Here is a 23876-nt window from a genome sequence, read left to right as displayed (position 1 = left end):
TTAGTCGATGTAGGAGCCAATTAAAATAGCGAGAGAATAAATATGTCTCAGAATTAAAAGAAATTTTATTATCGTAAATTAATTGAAATTCAATAGCATTTTTTTGGGGGAAGCGGTATATATGGTGACAAAAACATTTGATACTGAACAAAAATTAAATCAAATCATTTCATTACCTCAATTGAATAAAGAGTACTATCAAAACTTTATTCAGAGAGCAAAAGATATCCGAAATCAAATGAATGACAAATCTTTCCGTATTACAGTAGTTGGTGAATTTAGTGCAGGAAAGTCAACCTTTTTAAATGCATTAATCGGGAAAGATATTTTGCCTCATTCAGTTAATGAAACTACAGCAGCGGTTACATATATTAAGAACGTAAAGTCTAGCGATCCATTATGTAATAAAGTAATAGTTGAATTTTCTGGAGTAAAAGAATCAATTGTATTAGATATGCCAAAAGATTCAAAAGGATTAACCGAATATGTAACAACAATGGCCAAACAGTTAAATGTAGTTCAAGATGTAGCCTCTGTTACATTACATGTCGATTTTCCATATACAGATGAACCGATCATATTTATTGATACACCAGGTTTAAATGGTGTGGCGGAAGGACATTACGAACGAACGCGCTATGAAATTCAGCGAGCGCATACAAGTATTTACTTATTGCACACTAGAGGCTTATCACAATCGAATGTTCAAATGTATGAACTTTTAAAGCAGTACCAGACATCTTTTGTATTCGTTATTAATGCTATTGATACGTTAAAAGAGATTGAAGGTGAAACCACCGATTTAAAAATTTCCGAATTACGAAAGCAATTAGCTGACATTGGTGTGCAAAATGACTCAACGATTATAGGCGTCTCATCTTTGCTAGCTCTAACTGCAAAAGATCCAACGATTACACAATTATACGAAGACGACACAAATTCTATGACACATGAACGACGTCAATTACTATTAAAGAAATCGAATTTCGGTCAAGTTGAAACGGAAATTTGGAATCGTTTAACAAACAGTGAAAAAGTGAGATTAATGCAAAAAAATATTGAACAAAAAGTGCATGCGCTAATTAAAGATATTAAAACAGAATTCGAGGAACAGGTAGAAATTAATCAAGTAGAAATCGATGGAAAGCAATTACAAGAAATTGAGTTGCGGATGGAACTAGCTAATCAGTCGAAAAATGATAATCTTGATCATTTAAGTAATTTTACAGTGGCTAAAAAAGCTGATATTCGTGCGATACTCCTTGAACGTGTAAAAAAGGATTTAACAGATATTTATGAAAAGATACGAGCTAACGTTGAAAGTGAAATAGCTCATTATATGGAAATACAAGATAATCCTGAAAAGAATTTAGAGAAATTGCAAGAACATGTAGAAAAGGCAATCCATGGAGAAGAAAGAACTTTATCAGATGGATACATGCACATATTGACTGTGTTTTTAACAGAATTATATGAAAGTGCGGTACTGCGAATTGAAAGTCACTATCCCAAAATTTCTATTTCAAAGAAAAAAATTCACTTTACAGTCCAGTTAGAAAAATCTAACTTGGATAATATAAGTGCGCTTAAAAAGATTGAACAAACGGAAAAGAAGCTAAAACAGCTTCGAAATGAAGAATTTTCAGTTCTTGAAATACATAGCGAAGTAGAGCAACAGAAAAGCTATGCAAGACACGATGTTAATTCATTACAAGAAAATAAAATTTCCCTTCTTAATCAACGTCAACGTGAAATTCAAAGTTTAGGAAGGAGGCCTGATGTTGAACGACTTACAGAGTATTATGAAGTTGGAAAAGGTGGTCTCATTGGGTGGGCAGCCAGAATAACAAGACTAGGTGGATATGATACTAAGTCACGTACAATCAAGGACGACAGTAAACGACAATCTTGGGATCAGAAAGAGCAACAAATTCGCGATGAATATAGAAGTAAAGAAAATGACTTGATACGAACGATTAATGTTGCACAACAAAGGGCGCAAAAGTATGAAACGAGTGTGCTTGAAACGAATACTCGACTAAGACAATTAGAATTTAAGCTTGAGTCATTACATGCAGAACTTAACAGTTTACAGCGTGAGAAAAAGGAAATTTATGATCGTAACAAGCGTCTTTATTATTCACGTCAAGAAAAGGAAATTTTATATGCGTTGGAGCAGTATATAATGAATGACTTAACGAAATTTTACCGTCAAGAAATCGATACGATTTTGAACAAAGAAATTCCGAAAGTCGATGAAGGAATTGAAAAATATTACATTCAGTCATACAAAGCTTATATAGAAAAATTGCAAAGATTAAAAAAGCAGGTCGTTCAAAAAGCTAAACCACAGGAATTAACAGAGGCGCAAAAAAATTTAAAGCAAATAGTCGAAGCTTTAGCATAGGGGGATTTTGTCATGAATCAACATTTACAACAGCATCAAAAACGGAAAGAAACATTAAGGACGTTATTAAATCGTTCAATTCAATATTTTGATGGTATTGGGGAAGAAGGAAAAGTTTCGAGTCTAAATCAATTTTTAACAGATTTACAAAATGGAGATTTTTCTATTGTTATTGTAGGGGAGTTTAGTGCGGGTAAGTCTACATTTTTAAATGCTGTTATGGGTGATCGTTACTTGCCTTCTTTTACAAGTGAAACGACAGCAACAATTAACTTTTTAAAACATAAGACGAAATCACCAAATGGGCATACATTACAAATCGATTATAAAAATCCTTCGACACCGACAAAATTTTCAGAAGCGACGAAAGAAGCTATAGCTAAAAATGTATCGACATTAGGTGGCGATCAAGTAGTTCAAAATATTGAATCTGTAACGCTTTATCTAGATTCGCCATTACTGGAGCAAGGTATAACATTAGTGGATAGCCCAGGTTTAAATGGAGTTGCAAAAGGCCATGCAGAAGTTACAGAGCGTCAAATTGAACGTTCGCATGCATGTATCTACATGTTTGCTGCATCTCAACCAGGTTCAAAATCTGACTTTGAAGTACTTGCGAAGCTATCAGAACGATTTGACAATATATTTTTAGTGCTAAACCAAATTGACAAGGTTAAAAAATCGGAGGAAACTGTTGAATCTGTTGTAGGGCGTTTGCGTGAGAACTATTTAACATTCTTCCCAGACCATAAAATGCCTGAAATTTATCCCATTGCAGCTTATCCGGCTTTAGTTGCACGTACGAATGAGCAGTTAGAATATCCCGACAATTCTATGCAAAAAGACCATGATGAAGATGCGTGTATTCGCTTTTTACAGATTTCACGTATTGAATCATTTGAAGAACGGTTATGGAAGTTTGTAACAGACGGCGAAAAAACGGTTCAGGAACTACTTTCACCAAGTGAAAAGATCCATCATGAATTAGTAAAACGCAGCGCGGTGATTAAAGAAACACTAAATACGCTAGAAGATGCAAAAGGTACGGATGAGATTACTGCCCGTATTCAAGAGGTAGAGACTGATTTGCAAGCAATCAGGGAAAAATTAGAACAACAAAAAGACATAATTCAATCAGATATAAAAGAGCTTGTATTAGATTTAGAAAATAATGTAAAAGCACAGATTGAATTTTTACGTTCGAAATTAGGAGCGAAAATTCAGTCGTTTACAGATTTGGAAACGATTCCAATACAAATTGAACGGATTAATACACAGATCAATCGTGAATGTGAACAAATCGTTGAACAGCTAGACGAAGAATTCACTTCTTCTATTCGAAAAAAAATGAATATAAAATATAAAGAAATTGCAGTTTTAGCGAATAGTAAAATCGGACATTCCGATGAAGCTAAAAGCCCGATTCGTACAATCGAGTTTGAAGTAAATACCGATGTGCATGTAAATATGGATTCTTATGATAATAAGACTAAAGAAATCGAGCAAGAGATGGAAGCACTCCGCAAAAAATCAGATGATACTGAAATGAAAGCATTAGAAGCCCGGAAAGTAAGAAAGCAACTTGAAACATTAGATAAGCAATTGATAAATCTACAACAAGAAGAACAAATGAAAATAAACTTTTTAGGCACACGACCTAGTGGAGAACGACTTGAAATCAATGGAACTCGTAAAGAAAAACGTGGAGGACTTTTAGGTTTTGTTGGTGATTTACTGATAGGAAAACGTACAGTAGATGATACTCAAATTGAATATGACAATAGCGCTCAGGTTAAATATGATGAAGAACAGGAACGTTTACGCACCGAGATAAAAAATAGTAAAGATGCAATTGAGTCAGCGAAGAAAAATTTATATGAAAAGGAAAATGTAGACCCTGAAATTTATAGTTATGAGCAGCAAAAAATTCTTAAGCAACAGCAATATTTACAGCAGCAACGTGAAAAATACATTTCAGAATATAGTGACAAGATTCGAAAAGAACAACAAAAAGTATTGACTAATGTCCGATATGAATTTGAAGATTACCTGACAACAATCAGCCGCGACATTACGAGAATGTTTCGTTCAAATATCAAAGGCAAGGAAGAAATGATTGCTAAAATTATGATTCAAGCATTGGAACAACAATTTGAAAAACAGTCTATTGATAAGAAAAATGAGCTGCAACAGTTAATGGATATTTTACAATCTGGTGAAACCGAACGGGCAGAAAAGCATAAAGAGCTAGAACTAGAACAACTACAGTTAAAAGCAATTGCCAAGGACGTTAATGAATTTATTTCCGAAATGGAATCAATTCAAATTGACGTCATTGAGCAAGCTTCAAGTCAAGTTACTTCTATATAGTCAGGGGACATGGACATGCAACAGCAAATCAATCAATATATTGAAATTGGGGAATTATTGCAAGATGGAATTTCACTAGATAAGCTTTCAGTATTACAAGAAAAATTGGACGAGAAACACTTTTATATTCCGATTATTGGACAGTTTTCATCTGGTAAATCAAGCCTAATTAACAATTTAATTGGCCGTCGTATTTTACCGACGATGTTAAGTGAGTCGACAGCCTATACGACGTTTCTTTACTATGGTGAAACTGAATATGCTGAAATAGTAACAGATGATAAAACGATTCAATTTGAAGTTGAAAAGCTGATGAACTTAAGTCAACAAAATTTACAATCAGATACATCAATAAGTGAAATTTTAGGTATTCCACAGATGCACAATTCGGAAATAATTAATATTAATGTGTATTTACAGCATCCATTATTTAAAACAGGTATTGTTTTTATTGATACGCCGGGATTAAATACAATTATTTCAAACCATGAAAACCGTACGATAGATATTTTACCCAAAGCCCATGCCATCATGTATGTTATGGCGAAATCACTGACAGCAGCTGATGTTCGTTTAGTATCTATGATTGATCAAATGGGAATCGATTTGCTTTTTATCCGTACAAAAATTGATCAGTTGCGCAGAGATGAAAATGACACGCCGAAAAAAATTATGCAGCAAGACCAGCAACAGCTAGAAGAGGCAATTGGTCGACAAGCAACGTATTTCGGTGTGTCAAACGAGGAAGACTTATTAATATTTCCAAACTGGAAAACATTGCTGGATGAGTTTAATGATTTCTTGCAAGTACAATTTGTGCAAAATGTTGAAGATAAACGCAAACAAAGCATTAGACGCCAAATGCAGCAAATCAAATTGAAGTTTGAACAAAATTTAAATGAACGAAAGCAGCAGCTAGAAGTAAGCCGCAGTGTTACAGACTTGGATATTCAAAGAAAGATAGAAGAGTTGCAAGAAGATATTAGTTACGTTGACGAGCGTGTTCAAAAGCAGAAAAATAACTTTAGTTTGACATTTGAAGCCACGCAACAAGCGATTTTATCAACATATGATGGACAGTTTAAAGCAGCTGTTGAGAGCTTTGACCAGTCAATACGGCAATTCAATACGGTGGAAACTCTACAAAAAGCAGCGGAAGTACAGGGAGAGCAACAAATAACAAAAGTAGCAGAAGCGCTTAAAATAATCACAAATGATAAATTAAATGAGTTTTTACAAAAGTCTGCAGCGGATACGAATACAGCATTACAAAAAAATATTGAGATTTATTCGTTGGGAGACATGCCGAACATTCAGTTACAAGTCGAAGTGCCAACTGTGGATGATGTTTTTGTGCAGGGTGAATTCATTCAGGAAAAGCTTCAGAACAACTTGTCTGCGTATGAACAAGGCTTACAAGAAATTGAGCGAAAGCGTGCGCAAATGGAAGCTCAAGGCATAGAAATATCAGGTGAAATGCAAGAAGCGACAGGTAAAATAAATGAATTGGGTGCTTATGAAGCACAGTATGTTGAAAAGTATAATACCTCAACACAGGAGACGTTAAGTACAATAGGAAATGTAGTGGACTGGGCGATGGTATTTATTCCTGGTAAAGCATTTGCGACAGGTGCTACTAAGGCAGCCGGCATGATCAATAAAGTGGCAAAAGGGACAAAGTATGTTGAAAAGGTGGCCAAAGTTGCAGCGGCAGTTGAGAAAACAGGAAAAGTTTTAGCCAAAACTGATAAATTTAAAGATATTACAAAAATGGTTGAAACAGCACAAGATTCCCAAAAAGAATCCCGTAAAGAAAGTAAGTTTAATGTTCTGAACTTAATAACGGTAGAGTACTGGTTTGGTCAAGTTGGAAAAATGGTTGACGGGCCACCACAAATTGTAGAAGACAAACAATATAAGGACGCTTTCTTCCGTGAAAAAGCGGAAATTGAAGCGAAAATTGAACATGCCAAGCAATTAGAGCTATTACGTATGCAACAAGTAAATTTACTAGAAACATATGAGGAAAAATTGCGTGAAGAAAAGCGTCTCCAAGAAAAATACGAACAACAATTAAAGCTGCAAATGTATGAAGCCGAAAAACGGCATGAACAACAATTACGTGAACAGCAGGTTATTGCATATCGTCAGCAGCTAGTACGTAATTTTGAACAGCAGATGCAAAATTTATTAATAAGTTATCGTTCAAACGTACAAATGTATTTGGAACGTTTTATTATGCATATGCCAGCTATTATTTCAATGGATCTGCAAAAGCAACTGCATACACAAAAGCAACAATTAGTGCAATTAATTAAGACGCGTCAAAAAAATAAAGACGAACAACTGGCGTACGAAGTAAATTTGTTTAAATATATTCAAATTTTAAATAGTTAGGAGTTAGCTGATATGGATATGAAAGAAATATTGCCATATCAACGATCGCTATTTGTTTTAGGAGATGTTGGATCGGAGCGATATGCCCTATTTCGCAACTACTCTTCCAATAGTGCGAACTTAGAAAGGTTTTGGAATCCCGAAGAAGTGAATTTTAAACGAAGTACGTGGGTTTTGTTTTCTGCAGAGGAAGCACTTTGTTATGAATGGAAGGACAATGGCTTGCGTGACTTGAAAAGTGTAGTTGCAGGTGGAACATATTTTATTTCTGTTTCACCCGGGCAATTACCACTTAACGTAAAACTAGTTTTTCCACCGTATTCAACGTCTGAACATGAATTTAAACAATATTTTTATCAAAGTCAGCTCTTAGCAAGATCAAACACGTTTGTTTGGTTTGAAGGTTTTCCTTACGGTAAGGCGGATACAGTACAGCAGTTGCGTTATTTGCAGGATTTAGGCATTTCTCAATCTCAAATATCAATTGCTGTTACACAAATTAAACGCGAATTTGTCATTAGTGATATTGGTGATATAGATCTGGGTATTCTCAATGCTAGAAATTATTTTCTAGAAAAAGACTACCGCATACTAAAAGAACATGCCGACATTCCACTGCAACGTTCGCTATTATTAGAAGCGATACAGCATAAAACAAATTATTCTCAACAAATTGTATCAAGAAAAATAGATGTATTAGAGGACATACGTGCAAGTATTATTTTTATCAAAGATGACTTGCAATTTGCTTTAGAAAATGAGCAATGGGCAATGAAATTAGAAGATTGCTTTGCTTATGTATACGTTGAAAATAATCGGTTAATACTAAATGTTTGGATTGAACAGTTGAAAGAGCTTTATCATGAATTGCTCGTTACTATCTTGAAACGGGAATTACTGGACACTTATCATTTAAAACAAATTCAAAGCAAGACAAAAACAATAGAAGAATTGCAATCAATTGTTCAAGTAATATGGGATGAACTGGAACATCGGTTAAAAACAATACAAAAAGAACAAGTTTTAAATACATCATATACAGATCGAATAGAATATGAATTGAAAACGCGTCAGATGAAGAAGAAGTGCTACGAATTTTTAAATGACTCGATACAACGTCATTTACCACAAGAAATAACAGGTTATTTAGAAAATACCGTCCAACGTTATTTAGTATTAAGTTAGGAAGAGGATAAATATATGAATCTATTTCCATCGTTAGCAACATTCGTTTTAGTGGCTACATTAGCTTTCCCTTTATATGAAGGAACAACTGCTATTATTGTAGCGCTTGTGGCAGGAATTTCTGCTGGTTGTTTCGTCGCATTAGGTAAGCAGAAACAAGTTCAGCAAACAGAAAGGCAGCAACAGCAGTTCCACCAGATTATGCAGCAATCAACGCAGTCGATTGTAGACAGTTTAGCAAGTTATCAACAGCAATTGACGGAAAATGCATCTGATTTAGCTAAACAAACGAATGAGCAATTGATGTCTGTTTGGTCTGCAACACAGCAACAGTTAACGGAACAAACAAAGCAAATGGCAGACAAATCAACGGACTTGCTGTCAGAGTTAGCAGCACTGCAGCAACAACAAGATCAGCTTGCTAAAAATACAGCACAAAACTTGCAGCAATGGCTTGTTGAACAAAGTAAAATATCAACAGAAACATTTGCTGCAGTTCAGCAAGCACATCAGTCTTTGTTACAGACTACAGAGCAATCGAATAATCAGATTGAAGCATTGTGGAGCGAACATCAACAAAAGTATCTTCAGATTCGTGAACAAGAGCAGCAAACATTTAGTAATGTGTTAGCAGCTATAGAAGCAAAAGAAGCGGCTTACAGTCTACATTTAAATGAACAGCGTGATATTTTCAAAAATGCTCAGCAACAATTAAAAGAATTGTTACAAGCGCAAGCACAGCACTCACATGATGCATTATTAATTGCATGGAAAGAAACAGCCGAACAGCATTTACGACTACGGCAACAAGAGCATGCACATATTATGGACACACAACAAACTGTAACAAACTTAATCGATACGAACACAACCGCTTTAAACGATAAAATTATTACTGGATGGGAAACGACACGTCACTCATTAGTAGATTTACGAAAACTTGAAAATGAGCATTCAACTTCGTTATTGCAATCAGTTGAAAAAGCAAACGAAGCAATGTTAACGACGTTAGTTGACCAACGGCAAACATTTACATCGGCTCAATCATTCTGGGAAAATACGTACGAACAAATTAAAATGTACACGAATCAACTTGGGACACATGAAATAACCTTGGCTGCACATCACCAACAACTTATAGATACACAACAATCAATAAAAGATTCGATTGCATCAACTTTAGACAATACATTGAATCAGTATACAAATACACTTACTGCATCAAAAGAAAGTTTAGTGTCAGGTATTCAGGAGTTGAAAGATCAACGTGCGATATCACAGGAATCATTTGAAGAATTTTTAAATGAATTTTTAGAAGGTATTGAAAGTCAAGAAAAGCAAAGTACTAAATTTACCGAACAATTACAGTCTGAAGTTACGAATTTATTAGATGAATCGTCTAGTCAACTTGAGCGAGCAATCACACAAGCATCACGTACTTCAGATATGCACAGTGCGGCTATGAATGAATTATTGACAGATTCTAAAGGTGTAATTGAGCAAAATCAACATGTACTAAAATCATTAAATGCACAAACAGAAGAAACTAAAACTACTGCTAAAATGTTAGAACGTGCATTCAAAGAGATGACTAACTTAAATAAAAATGATATGGATATTTTACAACGCTTAATGAGGTAATTAAGATGAATATTAACGAATTAGAACTTAGTCAGGCAATGATAGTTGAAATGCTATTAGAGAAAAAAATTGAAGATTTTTTCGGTGATTCGGAAAATGAAATAATTATTTTCCAAGCAAGTATTTCAAAACAAAATTCTAAGCGAAATCAGATAGAAGCTATAGAAACTTTAATTCCTCTGATTCGTGGAAATATTGCAACTGGACACATAAAAAGGGCTTTAAAGTTAATGGTTGTTTTAGAATCTATGATGATTAGACTGAAAAATCAGAGGGAAAAATAAAGGAGATTTACAAAATGAAAATTGAAATTAAGAGAGTTACCTTGCCAAATGCTTGGTACGAAAATAAAATAGGTCAACAATACGAGGTTACTGGCCTTCATAACGAAGGGTTCAAAATAATGTATGATTATGATATAGAAAAAGTTTTTTTTTATATTAATGATGGAAGTTTGATCAAAGCTTCTGATTGCACCATCCAATCACCTGAAAGTATTTTTAGTTCTCTATTTTTAGAGTCCATACTGAAATTTTTTCAAATTGAAAATGGATTTAAAGATAAAAAAAATAAGCTAAAAATAGAACAATTATTGAGGTCAAGTAAACATATACTATTTGAAGAAGTATTATTAGTGGCAGATTGGGTAGGAGATACAAAATTTTTTAACAACGAAGAAGAAAGAATACAGTTTCTAGGTAAACTATTTAAATCTGTATCATCGTCTTCAAAGCCGTTATATTCAGTGAAAATTTTGTTAAACGAGGCTAATGGAAATTATAATCACGCATATAGGGAGTTACATAACATCATTAGTGTAAGTTCTAAAACAATATATAATTTGTTACCTTTTGAAAGCTTGCCACATAGAAATCATTCAGAGCCTTTATGGAAAAATGGACTTTCGGTACTTGAACTGCATCTTATTAGAAAAGCATATTCTCATTTTCATGTCACTATATTTAATAAATTTGGAAAAATTAAATGGAGTTTCTATAATTCTTTCAATTCTCAAAAACACCATTTTCCAGACGACATCATAAGTTCTTTCAATGATGATTTATCAATGACAGTCGTTATTTGGAAAGAACTTACTTCTCAAGAGATGGATGAAATATTAGAAGAAAAAAGCCAACAACATAAAATTAAAGAAGATATAGCAAGAAAATCTATAATTGTTGTTAACAATAGAAATGAAGAAATAAAGGAGAAAATCATAGGAGCGATATTTACTTTGAATTGGAGGAAAAATGAAAGGTATTTAAAAAATAAAGAACTGAGTAATGAAAGTTTTAAAACTACAGAAGAACTTATGGTATCTCCAGGAAACGAATATATTGAGGCAGAGGTTGATACAGAAGATTATTCAGATGTATATGAATACTGGCAAAATCATTGATAGTACTCTTCTTGTATGAGAATAATAATCCATAAAATGTCTATAACAATGTTGAATAAAATACTTTAGAAGACCTTAAAGTGACTCGAGAAGTCATGTTATGGTCTTTTTTATTTTCAATAAAAGTCTACACAAAATAAATTTAAAATAGTCAGATTCATTAATAAATACTTAAAGAAAAAAAGAAAAAATATAAATATGGAAAATTTCTAAAAAATATATTTAACTAAATTCTCTTCATCTTTCTTGTAGTATAATTTTACTATTAAAGGAAATAAAGGAGTGGTTATAATGGATGGTAAAATCCTTGCAAATAGCTTAGTTTCATTAAAAGGAACAGATCTTAGAATGGTATATGCACTGTTATGTAAAACAAATATAGGACATCTCTTATCTTCCAAAACTAAAGATATTTTTTCAAAAGAAGAGCAAGACCACTTTACAATTCATTTAGAAAAAGAAGTAATCACACTTGAAGCAGAAGCTGATGAAACATTGCAAGTCAATTTATTACTTGAATTAACGAAGTTATTAAAAATTCGTGGTACTAAATATACGGTTGAAAAAGAAATTGAAGATCAATGCTCTGCTATAGTGAACGATGTTTACCAGCAGTATCAAAAGCAAGACAAGCAATTTCGCTCTTTCACTACCAATCAATCTGATTCGACAAAGTTACAGCAAATAATTAATTTTCAGATGAGAAAAATATTTAACGAGTTAGATGATAGTTTTCAAGATTTTTCAATAGAGGATCAAACAAAGTTTGCCATTCAGGTAAACGAATATATTCAGAGTTTACCAGAAGAAAAGCAAACAAAAATTAAAGAAAAGCTTGGAATAAATGATCTTACGGATGAGATGGTTCGTAAAACGATTGCAACTAGTGGGACAAGTATTGTATTTGCAATTATTGTCGAAGTAAGCGGATTTGCTTTCTATACAACAGCTACTTCTTTATTAGCCACATTTGCTGGATTATTTGGTATAACTTTACCTTTTGGAATATACACAGGATTAACCTCCACAATTGCAGTAGTTGCTAGCCCATTCTTTATAATTCCTCTATTGCTTGGAGGAGGGGTTGTTCTTATTAACTATCAAAATAATTCATTAAAGAAGAAATTACTACCGATTATAATTATGCAAATCGCTCTTCCCTATATGAGTAATGGAAGCAATAACTTATCTTTCACTAATTTTATCAAAGAGTGGGAGAAACGTTATAACCACTATAGTGATTTATGTAAAGAGTTGAAAGATACAGAGATTGAACAACGCGCTAAAACTAGTGATATCAATCTAATAAATCAAGAAATTAAAAAAAGTGAAAGAATGATTCAACAAGAAAAAGAAAATATTAGACTTGAAAAAGAAAATATACAAATTTCTTTAAAGGATTCAAATCTCGAATCTTTATCCATTTCTATTCCTTTTGCGTTACATAAAAACGAATATAAGGAACTTTCAAACAAAATTATCAATCTAAAAGCTTCTAAGGTTAGCAGAGAAAATGAAAATGGTTTTTTTTCATACATAGGCAAACGTGTAACAAATCTTGCCACTACTTTAGATATAGCAGATGTAGAAAAAAAGAGAACTTTATTATTAAAAGAAATGGTTGAAGATGTTTTACATTCAAATAGTAATTTCAAAGAGACAGAAAGAGAAAATATTAAAAACAAAGAAAAAAATATAAAAGATTTAACCATTCAAAAAAACGGAAAAGTAAAAGATCGAGATAATCTAAAAGGCGTTTTAGCGGTTTTGAGCCAAAATAACATATCTGTTACCCAGGAAATTAAACAATACGAAAAAGAAAATTATGGCATGGCCGATCTAAAAACTATTTAGCCAGTCGAAAAAGAGGAGTAAGGTATGAATATTTCAAATAGAGACTTTTGGAATTATTGGAAAAAGGGAGAGTATGAAAAAGCTTTGTCTTGTAATGTAGAGGAGGAACAAAAGCAGGAGAACAGATTGCAAACTATGCTTTTTGGAAATCCTGAACAATTGAAACAAACAGGGGCGATTGTGACAATTAGTGTCGGAGAATTTATTTATGATTACGTCATGATAAATCCTAGCGTAGTTAAAGGCATGGATTTTGCAAGAACTGAAGATTTTTCTTCTCTTTTTACACTTAGCCAATTTTCTAGTGGAATTGATACTTCTGTGATCACTGGAGACATCGCACAGCTACAGGGATATGTTGCAGAACAAATGATTGCTGCCGAGTTACAGGCTAAAGGTCATGAAGTAGAGTTTCCGCAAACTTCAAACAACCCTGGATGGGACTTATTAATTGATGGGCAGCCTTTTCAAGTAAAGAGTTTAGCGGATCCTCAAGGTGTAAGAGAACATCTTAATACATACCCAGACATACCGGTATATGTTAATGAAGAGCTTGCACCTCATTTTGAAGGCAATCCTAATGTGTATATATCAAACACTTCTAGAGAAGATGTTTTAGAAGCAACATCTTCAACCTTGTCTCATGCTGGAGATCTCTTAGATTTCGAAATTCCTTGGATTGCAGCAGGAGTTAGTTCAGTATCCAATATCAAGCGAGTATGGAAAGATGAAGTTTTGATTAATCATGCAGTTTTTAATGTTGTGAGTGATACATCGTCTAGAGTTATGCTAGGAGCGCTTGGACAAAAAGCGGGAATAGTTTTTGGAACTATGATATTCGGCCCTGCAGGAGGAGTTACTGGTGCAATGCTGGGTGCATACATGGGGACAAGCCAAGGTGGACGACTCTCGACTGGCATTAAACGAACTTTTTATAAAAAACATGAGTATGAATTGGTTGAGAATATGAACGAGTTACTACTAAAAGTGATTACTCAAATCGATGCCAAGATACTTATTAAGAAGAAAAAAATAGATGATATAAAAAGAGAATTAATTGATTCAGATGCCAATAATAAAGTTAAAGCGGAAATAGACCATCAATTTCATAAAGAGAAAGCTTATCTAATAAATAAAAAAGAAGAGCTTATAGCAATTACCTTAGCATTAAAAAACAAGTCTGTATCCATTCTAGATATACTTCCGAATACAATGGCAACCATTGTAAAAACTAAAGTTCATCCAGTCCACTATCAAAACGAATTAAAATTACTCCAGCAAAAATCCAGTAATTATTTGAAGAGAATATAATCTATTCATTAAATTAATACTTTTAAATTACTAAGCGGAACGCTCATGATATATCGACTGAAAATTTAAATAGATGTTGAGAAGCGAGATAAGAAAAAGGAGTTGGGTAAGTGGAAAATACAATAACGTTAAAAACAGTTAATGAATTATTAGAATCTGCCTCATTTTTCATACCATCCTATCAAAGAGGATATCGATGGGATAAACAACAAGTTCTAAATTTACTTGATGACATTTATGATTTCATGGTAAATGCAGGTACTGGATCGTCAGAGTTTTATTGCTTACAACCAGTAGTAGTCAGGAACTCTGAAAAAGAAGACAATGGTCTACCTCTCTATGAAGTGATAGATGGACAACAACGTTTAACGACAATTGCTTTAATTTTAATTTATCTAAATGAAGAGCCTTATAAACTCACTTACGAGACTCGCCTAGATAGTAATAACTTTTTAAAGAATATCCAACAAGAGATTAATGAAGGAAATGATTTGAAAAATATCGATTTCCACTTTTTTAAACAAGCTTTCTTAACCATTGGTGAATGGTTTCAACAACCTAGAGAAAATCGTCGTACATTAAAAAACAAATTTTTAATTGCTTTAGGAGAAACGGTAAAAGTCATCTGGTACGAAGTTGAACCGCATGTAGAGGTTCGAGAAGTCTTTAGCCGCTTGAACATTGGCAAAATTCCTTTGACAAATGCTGAACTGATTAAAGCATTAATTCTATCGAATACACCAGAAAATCAGAGATTTGAACTTGCTAGTGAATGGGATCAAATAGAGCGGAAACTTCGTCAAGATCGTTTATGGTATTTTATTCAACCTTCCAAAATCTACACAAATCGGATTGAGTTTTTATTTGATATCTATACAAAAAATGTCACTAGCAGTCATCATGATCCATTCTATACTTTTTATCAGATGGCTAAAGAAGAAAGTTTTGAAAGAGTTTGGCTAACGATAAAATCATACTTAGCAAGGTTTGAGGAGTGGTATGAAGATAAAGAATTATATCACTTACTTGGCTATTTAACGCAGTATAAATCGATTACGATTTATATGGATTTATATGATAGTAAAGACATTCTTGAAAAACAAGATTTTCGTCGCAAATTAAAAAAAGACATCAATAAAGAAATCGATGCTACTAGATTAGAAGATTTGTACTACGGAGGACCAGACAATATAAAAATAAAAAAGGTATTACTACTCTTCAATATTATTACAACATTAAAACAAAAAAACGATGAAGCCAGATTTCCTTATGATCGTTATGTAAAAGAACGTTGGAGTATTGAACATATACATGCTCAGAATACAGAAGGTCTTAATACGAAAGAGCAATGGTTAGCGTGGATTAAAGACGCAGTATATGTACTAAATCAATTAGAAAAAATAAGTCCGGAATTATCATATACAGAGCTTATTGAATCTCTTGAGAGTAACCTAAAAGAAAACATCACTAAAGAAAAGTTTACAGAACTTTTTGAGGCAGTGTTGGAAGCGACAGAAGATCAATTCGGGTCGAATATTCATGGATTAGAAAATCTTGTATTACTAGATAGGGATACAAATAGTGCGCTTAGCAATCATTTCTATCCGATTAAATACATGAAATTGAAAGAATACGATAAACAAGGAAGCTTTATTCCTTTATGCACGCGTAATACATTTATGAAATACTACAGTAAAGAGGTAGATAATTTTCAGCTTTGGTCAGAGCAGGACGGAAATGATTACATCGAGGCTATTAGAGAAGCTTTGAATTCGTTTTGATTTTATTATTTGGAGGAATATAATGAAAACATTTTGGGAGTTACTTGAGAATTATCAGATAAAAATTCCAATTATACAACGAGATTACGCCCATGGGCGTAAAGACGAGCATTCAAAAGATGTTCGTAATCTTTTATTGGACCATCTAAAAGAGGCTTTGGAAGGGAATCGTCATGTTGATTTTGACTTCGTATATGGCACGGTAGATTTAGATGGCAATGAAAGAATACTCTTACCAATTGACGGACAACAACGATTAACAACTTTATTTCTTTTGCATTGGTATGTGAATATAAAAGAAAGTGCGAATTTAGACAGCGTTTTAATGAAATTCTCCTATGAAACAAGAGTCAGTTCAAGAGACTTTATTAGAGCGTTAGTGGAGAATCCTCCTCTTTATGAAGATATACAAAATCAGTCTCTTTCCAATATCCTTATTGACAAAAAATGGTTTCATTCTCACTGGCTATTAGATCCAACAGTACAGGGAATACTTGTAATGCTTGATGCGATCCATATTAAATTCGCAAATCTTAAGGGTGAAGTAGCTCCGCTCCTAACAAGTGAGCAATCCCCTATCACTTTTAACTTTTTGGAATTAGAAAAGTTTGGATTAGGCGATGATTTATACATTAAAATGAATGCCCGTGGAAAATCTTTATCTACTTTTGAAAATTTCAAGGCTCAATTCGAGAAAATTTTAGAAGAAGCAGGATTTGCAGCAAAAAGCAAAGATTTCTCTTTAATGTTAGAAAAAGATTGGACTGATTTGTTATGGGAGTACAGAGCTGCTGATTTCACCATCGATCAATCTTTTGTGGAGTTATTTAGTTTTCTCACATCTTCTGTTGCAATCAAGGAAAAAACGCTTAAGAATCCACGGATTTTTTCAGAACCTTTTGTTAGGCCAGAAGAGTTAAAGCGGATTTATTCAGAAAAAGAAAATGTTGAATTTCTTTTTGCTTCTCTATCATTATGGAAAAGTAAAGAAGAAATAAACAAATACTTTAATTTCATTTCTAAGAATATCTCCTTATTCTCTGCAGATACGCAGATTTTCGATACTTGTGTTAGTCGAGAATCGAATCTTAATTTAGTAGAACGTATATATTTATATACAATAATTCAAAAAAAATTAAACGGCCAGGAATTGGATGTAGTAGATACCTTACGTGTTATACGGAATTTGGTACAGAGAATTCGCCAAATAAACAATGGACAAATCAATAGTAACTTAAGATATGATACACTCGGACCAATCTTCCGCACTATTGATCAATTAATCGCAACTGGCAAGCCTATATATAATGCAATCCTGACGTTTGATAGCGTAGAGGGATTCGCAGATTCTAGTTGGAAACAGGAACGAGAGAAGGCAGAATTTATAAGTAAGCATCCAGAATTCAAAAAATTGTTATGGGAATTAGAAGATATATATGTGTTTAAAGGTGCAGTACATCAATTGCTGCCGATATTTAAACGCTATCCTAACGAAACAGTAAAGTTTGCTAAGGCACTACTAAAACTTCCAGATTCCTTGATTGCTAGAGCCATGTTAACTATTGACGATTATGCCGTTCGTATTGGTTGGAGCAACTTAGGGCCACGATTTGTATTTGGAGGAAGTTACTATAAGGAATTTATATGGACCAATAATGACTTAACCGATATTTTTACGCAAACTTTTGAGCTTCTTATCGCAGCACCTGATTCCTCTGTTGAAGAAAAATTAAACTATATAATTGACAATAATAATACCTGGCAAAAAAATCATTGGGCTTATTATTTTGTTAAATACCCAGCGATACTAAAAGGAAGTAAGTTGTTATTTGCATATGAAGATGAAAATACATATGCTATTGAACGTTTGTCAGGTGTAAATCTTCAAGCAGAACATATTAACCCGTTTTATGCTGCTGTTATCGAAGAAATTCATGATGAAGAGATTTGCTCTTATGCTTATTCTACTGTTCGTCTAAGTGACAAGAGTAGTTTAGTAACAAGCTTTAATGTAGAGCTTGATATTTCAACCGGAAAATGGAAAAGTACTGGTGATGATGGAATTACGAAGGAATTAACAAAGTATGATGAAACTTTACAAGAGAGCGATCTAGTTCAGAGAGGCGTTACTTTAGTGCGGTACGCTCATAAAATTTTTAAGTCAGCTCCTGTTACTAAGTAAATGCTTAGAGGTTATTTAGTTAGCGTTTTACAAATCTTCTCAAATTAAAATTAGAAACTGACAACAATAAGAGAGTGCGGAAATTACCATTACCGCACTCTTTATACCAAGTGTATTAATCTATAAAATTGAAGTATATAAATTGTCCGATTCAAAAATCTTAATATGTGGGACGGAGAGATATTAAATGCTGACATTTACAGCCTTTGATGTTATTGAAGGAGATGCTTTTCTACTTGAAAAGGATGAGAAGAAAATATTAGTAGATGGAGGAAAAGATAGTAGAAATAATTTTGTTGAAAAATTTTCTAGGACTAGAATCGAACAGTTGGATTTAATAGTATGTACTCATGCCGATGCTGATCACACTGAAGGTATTATAAACTTATTGCGTTCAAGTGTTAAATTGACTTGCAAAGAAATCTGGATACCGGCTAAATGGCAGCGATATATTGATAGAATCAAAGATGACAGGATGAAGTTTATATTAGATTTGACTCAAGAGATTCAGTCTGATTCAAATGGTAAAAGTCATGTTGAATTAGTTGAGAATACAGAGAGAACTTTTGAATCAAAAACAAAAGATAAATTGTTTGAAGACAGTGCGACAATAAAGGGGAATTTTGATTCAATCGCATATTGTCGAGAAATAAAAGAATGTATGGATTATGTAGAAACTAGTCCCAAGCAATTTGAGACATACTTACTGAGTCAGCTTGAGCCTGGAAAAATAATTAAAGGTCTAAACAATATGAGTATTATAGATGGAAAATTAGTTTTACATCTACATGATACATACGAACTTACAGATTCTCAGTTTGATGATTTTCGAGAGGCTTTGGAAAAGTACGGTAAGCTAGAAGCATTGTTAGATGAAGTAATTAAAAAAAAGATTAAAATATCATGGCTTGAATTAGTTGAAGATCCAATGACTAAAGAAAACTTCGATGCTTATGATGAACAAGGGTTGTTAACTCCCTTATGTCATCGCAAAGTAGCTACTTATACCCGCAAAGGATTATCTGAATCTCTTTTGGAAATGCTCCCTAAACACGATCCTAATAAAACAAGTCTAGTTTTAGCTTCGAAAGAAACAAAAAAAAATCCACTTATAATATTTTCATCAGATTCTGATTTTGAAAAGATTGAATTTGTTCCTAGTGCAGAAAATATGTTAATAACTGTTGCGCATCATGGTTCGGAATCGAACAAAGAGGCTATAAACAAATGCATTAATACATCTAATGGTAAAAATCCAATATTTATTCGAGGGGATAGTTATCGTATTAGAATGTCGAAAGCATTTATTAAAAGTGTTCGAAGTTTAGGAAAGACTTACTGTACTAGATGTAGAAGATGGAACATTAATTCACGTGGTGGTACGTGTTCTAGTGAGTACCAACTTATCTCACTAAGTTATAATTCGGGTTGGAAAAGTGTAGGAAATAAAAAGCTAACTCCTTGTATATGTGAAAATAAATTAAAGTGATAAAATAAATATTTTATAATAAGCACTAAAGGAATAATTCAACATTAATATGAGTTCTAAAATAACCATTACCTCAATCTATCTTATTCTAATAAAAATTTTAATGGAATAAATAACGCGCTCTAAACGGAACTAGGAGACACCCAAAATATAATAGGGTGTTAAATTTAGTTTTGAAAATGTAGGTTAAGTAAGATGTTAGATGTAAGAAGGACAACGTAATTAGCGTTGTCCTTTTTGCATTTTCTAAAATATCACATACCACATCGGAATAGATTGAACTAATTTAGTAATAAAAGATAATAATAAAAAAAATTTAATTGAATAAAAAAATGAAAATACCTAGAAATTAAGATTTTTGAAGATATGATGTACTAAGTAAAAAGCCTCTTTCTTATATTTTTGATAATTTTGCGCTTTGAGATGAACAGTGTTGTTAAGATAGAATACTGTATTACGTAGAAGAAAATGATTACCGCGTCAATATGCCGACAAAGGAATTTGATAATTTTGAAAACCGTAATAAAAGGAAAAGACAGCTTTTTATAAAAATCATAATGGAAAAGGAGAACAAGATGGAAAATATAATCATTAAAAAGGGAAAAGGCAGATCAAGAATTGAGGTGAAGCCAAATGAAGTTGAGATGTTAATAATTCTTGAGAGGCAGCATCTATTATCAACCAGTCAATTATTTCGATACTATACTGAATTATGTTTTGGTAAAAGTCATTCCTATGCATTTAAAAATAGAATGAGAAAGTTTGAAGATTTTAAGCTCATTAAATCAGCTAAATTTGCGGAAGGATTTGATGGTGATAGGTTTAAGTATTACACACTGGGATCTGCGGGTATTGAGCTATTGCAAGAAAAAGGTCATTTACCTGATAACTATAACAAGAATAGAATGTACCCACTTTTAAATAAGAAAAATGTCCAGCATTTTCTTATGACACAAGAAGTTGTTTTAAGAGTTATGTTGCGTGGAATGGCAAGATTGTCTATGCCTAGGTATGAAGCAAAGGGACTATCATTAAAAATGATATCTTTATCTCCTGCTGAACATCCTTACGATAGATGGGTACCAAAAGGGAATGGAACATTCAACAGAATTAATAAAGGAGCTGCACATGCAAGAGCAGCAAACTATACGAGGAGTTCTAGTTCTAAAAGTGAAATGGGATACACCTCTACGATGATAAAACCCGACTGGATTATGAAAAGAACTTTTGAAGGAACAGGAAATAAACCAAGAGTCGTTAATATTGAACTTGATACAGGGACAGAACAATGGCCGCAAATAATAGATAAAGTCTGGAGATACTGTTATGTTGCAGAGGAAAATAAAGATACTAATCATGTAGTGGTAATCGTGATGCCAGACGAAACTTATTCGTTAAGAAATAAATATGGAGATAGAAGCCAAAGATTACAGAATATGAATAACAGTTTAAACAGTGACACTAAGCTTCAAGAGAGGATAAAAGAAGTTAGGTTGCAGGTGCGTTTTGCATCTTTAAAAAAAATCGACCATTTAATTGCTAGCTTTTTAGAGCCGGAGATTTTTAGGGAAGATTAAATAAAAGTTAATAATCATAAGGGAAATCCCCAATTTTGTCTGCAAAAAGCTGCTTAAAGCTGCTTTACATGCAGACTAAAATTGGGGATTTTCTGTATTAAAAAGGAGAGTTAATAATGAAAAAGAATAATCCTAAGAGAGCCATTATTAAAGAGGAATTAGTTAAACTAACCGGTAATCATACTTTAGCTATTACATTGAATCAGTTATTGTATTGGTCTTTAAGAATTAAGGATAAAGAAGAATTCATTCGGGAAGAAGTAGAACAGAAGCTTTGTACGGAAAGAAGTATAAAGTATGGCTGGATATATAAAACTTCTGAAGAACTATCCCAGGAAGTTATGCTCGGGAGTCAGACAACGGTGAGAAGATATTTAAAAGAATTGGTCAAATGTGAGTTTATTTTCGAAAGAAGAAATCCTAACCCAAAATACCGGTACGATAAAACTTATCAGTATCGAGTTAACTTAAATAAAATCAGGATGGAATTAAAAACACTGGGATACGAGTTAAATGATTTTGACACTTATTACAATGAAAAAGAATATATTAGTAGGACGGATCATCAAAATGCCCACCCGTATAAGCAAAATGAACATACGAGTAATCATTCTGTTTATACGGTGAATCAAAATGAAGCAGCAATACCAGAGATTACTTCAAAGAATACTTCAAAAAATATATCCAAATTTCTATCTGGTGAAGATGTGATTAAAAAAAATAAAGAAAAGATTGATCTTAAAAAAGTCGGAGAAATAACTGAATATTATTTAGAAAAAAGCAATAAGTTTTATCTTACAAGTAAAGAAGAGGCTGCAATAAAGCAAGTGGCGCTGCTGGAATTGTCTTTTTCACAGTTAAAAGATTTATTCGATAAATGTTACGAGAACTTTCAAGAAAAGCATGCAGGTGAATCAATACGCTCTTTCACTTATCTTGCTAACTATGTTCTTAGGGAGTACAAGAATAAAAATACATCAACTTTAAGTTCTAATAAAAAACAGGGGGTAAAAAAACGTGAAAGTTTTACAAGACGGACTAAACCAAATAATTGAGAATCTGCGCGAAAGATATGGAGAAAGTGAACCAGGCATTTATACCAAGCCATCAGAAAGATGTGCTTACAATAAATGTGACGGTTCCGGCTTTATTCTATTACTTGATGAAAATAAAAACACAGTTATGCGAGAATGTAATTGCAACAAGCGAAAGGAAATAGATATTAAACTTAAAACTGCTAAAATTCCAGAAAAATTTCTGAACTGCACAGTAGCTGATTTTTCAATAGATGTATATGAGGAGGAGGAAGATAGAGAGATAGCCAAACTAGCAAAACAGATAGCTTCAAAGTTTGTTGAAAACTATGAAATATGCAAGCAGCGAGGAAAAGGGCTTTATTTTTACAGTCAAGTAACAGGCAGCGGAAAAAGCAGATTGGCAATAAGTGTTGGTAATGATTTAGTAGAGCGGTTAAATATTGATCTACTATATATTTCGTCTGCAAATGCGATATTTGAACTCCAGAATAGTTTCGACGGCAAAAGTGAGCATACAGCCCAACAAATTTTAAATCGATATCAAAAAGTAGAATTGCTTATAATTGATGACTTAGGAGTTGAGAATAATTCTGTCTGGTCAGAAGGGATTATCACGCAAATATTAGAAGAACGTATGAATAATCGTAAGTTAACTATCATTACTTCAAATATAGAAATTGAGGAATTATCGCTAACATATAAGAAGGGAAGAATAAAAAGCAGAATAGATTATATGACTTTTCCAATAGACATGCCAGAGGAAGATGTTCGTGAAAAGGCGTCTATTGAAAAAAACACCAAACTTTTTAACGAATTATTTGATGTTTAAATCAGTCCTGTAAGTGGTTCATTAAAGGAATTCCTATGGTTTTAATCAAATCTTGTATTTGCAAAAAGGTGTCTCCATAAAATATTGGTAATTTCCAATATAAAAGGAGGCGCCTTTTGTTACGTTTTACTAAAGGTATACATAACAGAAAAACACTGCCAAAAAGCTCATAGAGCTACTAGAAGTCTTAGTTAGGAATATGGAGCAATATTTGAAGGAATATGGCCTTAGTTAGCCTTAAAGCGGCTTTTCAAGTTGCTTCTTTCCCTTAAAGCATAATTTATAACAACTCTTTAAAATTAGCCGCTTCTTGCAAAAATTAAAGCTGCTCCTTGGTTTCAGTATTTTCTGCAACAATGGCGAGGTTTGAGTTTGCCACCAGCTCGATAGTTACCCTCGCCCTTGTGTCTCATGAGA

At 33.0% G+C, this 23876-nt stretch carries 15 protein-coding genes; all 15 read left to right on the top strand.

The genetic code is table 11. From position 1 onward, the window contains the following. Nucleotides 1-121: 121 nt before the first annotated feature. The 15 genes from AC2Q9J_RS15190 (at nt 122) to AC2Q9J_RS15120 (ending at nt 23459) form a co-directional block, all read left to right on the top strand. Nucleotides 122-2407, top strand: coding sequence for a dynamin family protein (locus AC2Q9J_RS15190; protein ID WP_499041249.1), 2286 nt, complete (start codon nt 122-124; stop codon nt 2405-2407). Nucleotides 2408-2419: 12 nt separating this feature from the next. Next, nucleotides 2420-4777 (top strand): dynamin family protein, encoded by a 2358-nt coding sequence (locus AC2Q9J_RS15185; RefSeq protein WP_499041247.1) that lies wholly within the window; start codon nt 2420-2422, stop codon nt 4775-4777. Between the two features lie 15 nt (nt 4778-4792). Next, complete coding sequence (locus AC2Q9J_RS15180) at nt 4793-7174, top strand: dynamin family protein (protein WP_499041245.1); 2382 nt, start codon at nt 4793-4795, stop codon at nt 7172-7174. 12 nt (nt 7175-7186) lie between these two features. After that, entirely contained in the window at nt 7187-8359 is a 1173-nt protein-coding gene (locus tag AC2Q9J_RS15175) for a hypothetical protein (protein WP_499041243.1), read from the top strand. A 15-nt stretch (nt 8360-8374) separates the two neighbouring features. Further along, entirely contained in the window at nt 8375-10000 is a 1626-nt protein-coding gene (locus AC2Q9J_RS15170; protein WP_499041241.1) for a hypothetical protein, read from the top strand. A gap of 5 nt (nt 10001-10005) precedes the next feature. Further along, nucleotides 10006-10284 carry a hypothetical protein gene (locus AC2Q9J_RS15165; RefSeq protein WP_499041239.1) on the top strand — a complete coding sequence of 93 codons (279 nt, stop codon included), beginning with the start codon at nt 10006-10008 and terminating at the stop codon, nt 10282-10284. Nucleotides 10285-10298: 14 nt separating this feature from the next. Continuing rightward, nucleotides 10299-11399 (top strand): hypothetical protein, encoded by a 1101-nt coding sequence (locus tag AC2Q9J_RS15160; protein WP_499041237.1) that lies wholly within the window; start codon nt 10299-10301, stop codon nt 11397-11399. A gap of 291 nt (nt 11400-11690) precedes the next feature. Continuing rightward, complete coding sequence (locus AC2Q9J_RS15155; RefSeq protein ID WP_499041235.1) at nt 11691-13253, top strand: hypothetical protein; 1563 nt, start codon at nt 11691-11693, stop codon at nt 13251-13253. A gap of 24 nt (nt 13254-13277) precedes the next feature. Further along, nucleotides 13278-14564 carry a hypothetical protein gene (locus AC2Q9J_RS15150; protein WP_499041233.1) on the top strand — a complete coding sequence of 429 codons (1287 nt, stop codon included), beginning with the start codon at nt 13278-13280 and terminating at the stop codon, nt 14562-14564. Between the two features lie 110 nt (nt 14565-14674). Then, nucleotides 14675-16345, top strand: coding sequence for a DUF262 domain-containing protein (locus AC2Q9J_RS15145; protein ID WP_499041231.1), 1671 nt, complete (start codon nt 14675-14677; stop codon nt 16343-16345). 22 nt (nt 16346-16367) lie between these two features. Next, nucleotides 16368-18527 (top strand): GmrSD restriction endonuclease domain-containing protein, encoded by a 2160-nt coding sequence (locus tag AC2Q9J_RS15140; protein WP_499041229.1) that lies wholly within the window; start codon nt 16368-16370, stop codon nt 18525-18527. Between the two features lie 187 nt (nt 18528-18714). Beyond that, entirely contained in the window at nt 18715-20016 is a 1302-nt protein-coding gene (locus AC2Q9J_RS15135; RefSeq protein ID WP_499041227.1) for an MBL fold metallo-hydrolase, read from the top strand. A 575-nt stretch (nt 20017-20591) separates the two neighbouring features. Further along, nucleotides 20592-21593: a replication-relaxation family protein gene (locus AC2Q9J_RS15130; protein WP_499041225.1), complete on the top strand. Its 1002-nt coding sequence runs from the start codon at nt 20592-20594 to the stop codon at nt 21591-21593. A gap of 116 nt (nt 21594-21709) precedes the next feature. After that, nucleotides 21710-22648, top strand: coding sequence for a hypothetical protein (locus tag AC2Q9J_RS15125; RefSeq protein ID WP_499041223.1), 939 nt, complete (start codon nt 21710-21712; stop codon nt 22646-22648). Continuing rightward, nucleotides 22611-23459, top strand: coding sequence for an ATP-binding protein (locus AC2Q9J_RS15120; protein WP_499041221.1), 849 nt, complete (start codon nt 22611-22613; stop codon nt 23457-23459). The genes AC2Q9J_RS15125 and AC2Q9J_RS15120 overlap by 38 nt, the downstream gene beginning before the upstream one ends. Nucleotides 23460-23876 lie beyond the last annotated feature (417 nt).

Source organism: Planococcus sp. RAB007_Raresut (assembly GCF_057369535.1).
The sequence above is the reverse complement of the archived record's forward strand: the minus strand, read 5'-3'. Positions and strand labels throughout refer to the sequence as shown.

What these genes read in the sequence shown, in the direction of transcription:
- AC2Q9J_RS15190 (WP_499041249.1), top strand. Translation starts at nt 122, where the DNA reads ATGGTGACAAAAACATTTGATACTGAACAAAAATTAAATCAAATCATT.
- AC2Q9J_RS15185 (WP_499041247.1), top strand. Translation starts at nt 2,420, where the DNA reads ATGAATCAACATTTACAACAGCATCAAAAACGGAAAGAAACATTAAGG.
- AC2Q9J_RS15180 (WP_499041245.1), top strand. Translation starts at nt 4,793, where the DNA reads ATGCAACAGCAAATCAATCAATATATTGAAATTGGGGAATTATTGCAA.
- AC2Q9J_RS15175 (WP_499041243.1), top strand. Translation starts at nt 7,187, where the DNA reads ATGGATATGAAAGAAATATTGCCATATCAACGATCGCTATTTGTTTTA.
- AC2Q9J_RS15170 (WP_499041241.1), top strand. Translation starts at nt 8,375, where the DNA reads ATGAATCTATTTCCATCGTTAGCAACATTCGTTTTAGTGGCTACATTA.
- AC2Q9J_RS15165 (WP_499041239.1), top strand. Translation starts at nt 10,006, where the DNA reads ATGAATATTAACGAATTAGAACTTAGTCAGGCAATGATAGTTGAAATG.
- AC2Q9J_RS15160 (WP_499041237.1), top strand. Translation starts at nt 10,299, where the DNA reads ATGAAAATTGAAATTAAGAGAGTTACCTTGCCAAATGCTTGGTACGAA.
- AC2Q9J_RS15155 (WP_499041235.1), top strand. Translation starts at nt 11,691, where the DNA reads ATGGATGGTAAAATCCTTGCAAATAGCTTAGTTTCATTAAAAGGAACA.
- AC2Q9J_RS15150 (WP_499041233.1), top strand. Translation starts at nt 13,278, where the DNA reads ATGAATATTTCAAATAGAGACTTTTGGAATTATTGGAAAAAGGGAGAG.
- AC2Q9J_RS15140 (WP_499041229.1), top strand. Translation starts at nt 16,368, where the DNA reads ATGAAAACATTTTGGGAGTTACTTGAGAATTATCAGATAAAAATTCCA.
- AC2Q9J_RS15135 (WP_499041227.1), top strand. Translation starts at nt 18,715, where the DNA reads ATGCTGACATTTACAGCCTTTGATGTTATTGAAGGAGATGCTTTTCTA.
- AC2Q9J_RS15130 (WP_499041225.1), top strand. Translation starts at nt 20,592, where the DNA reads ATGGAAAATATAATCATTAAAAAGGGAAAAGGCAGATCAAGAATTGAG.
- AC2Q9J_RS15125 (WP_499041223.1), top strand. Translation starts at nt 21,710, where the DNA reads ATGAAAAAGAATAATCCTAAGAGAGCCATTATTAAAGAGGAATTAGTT.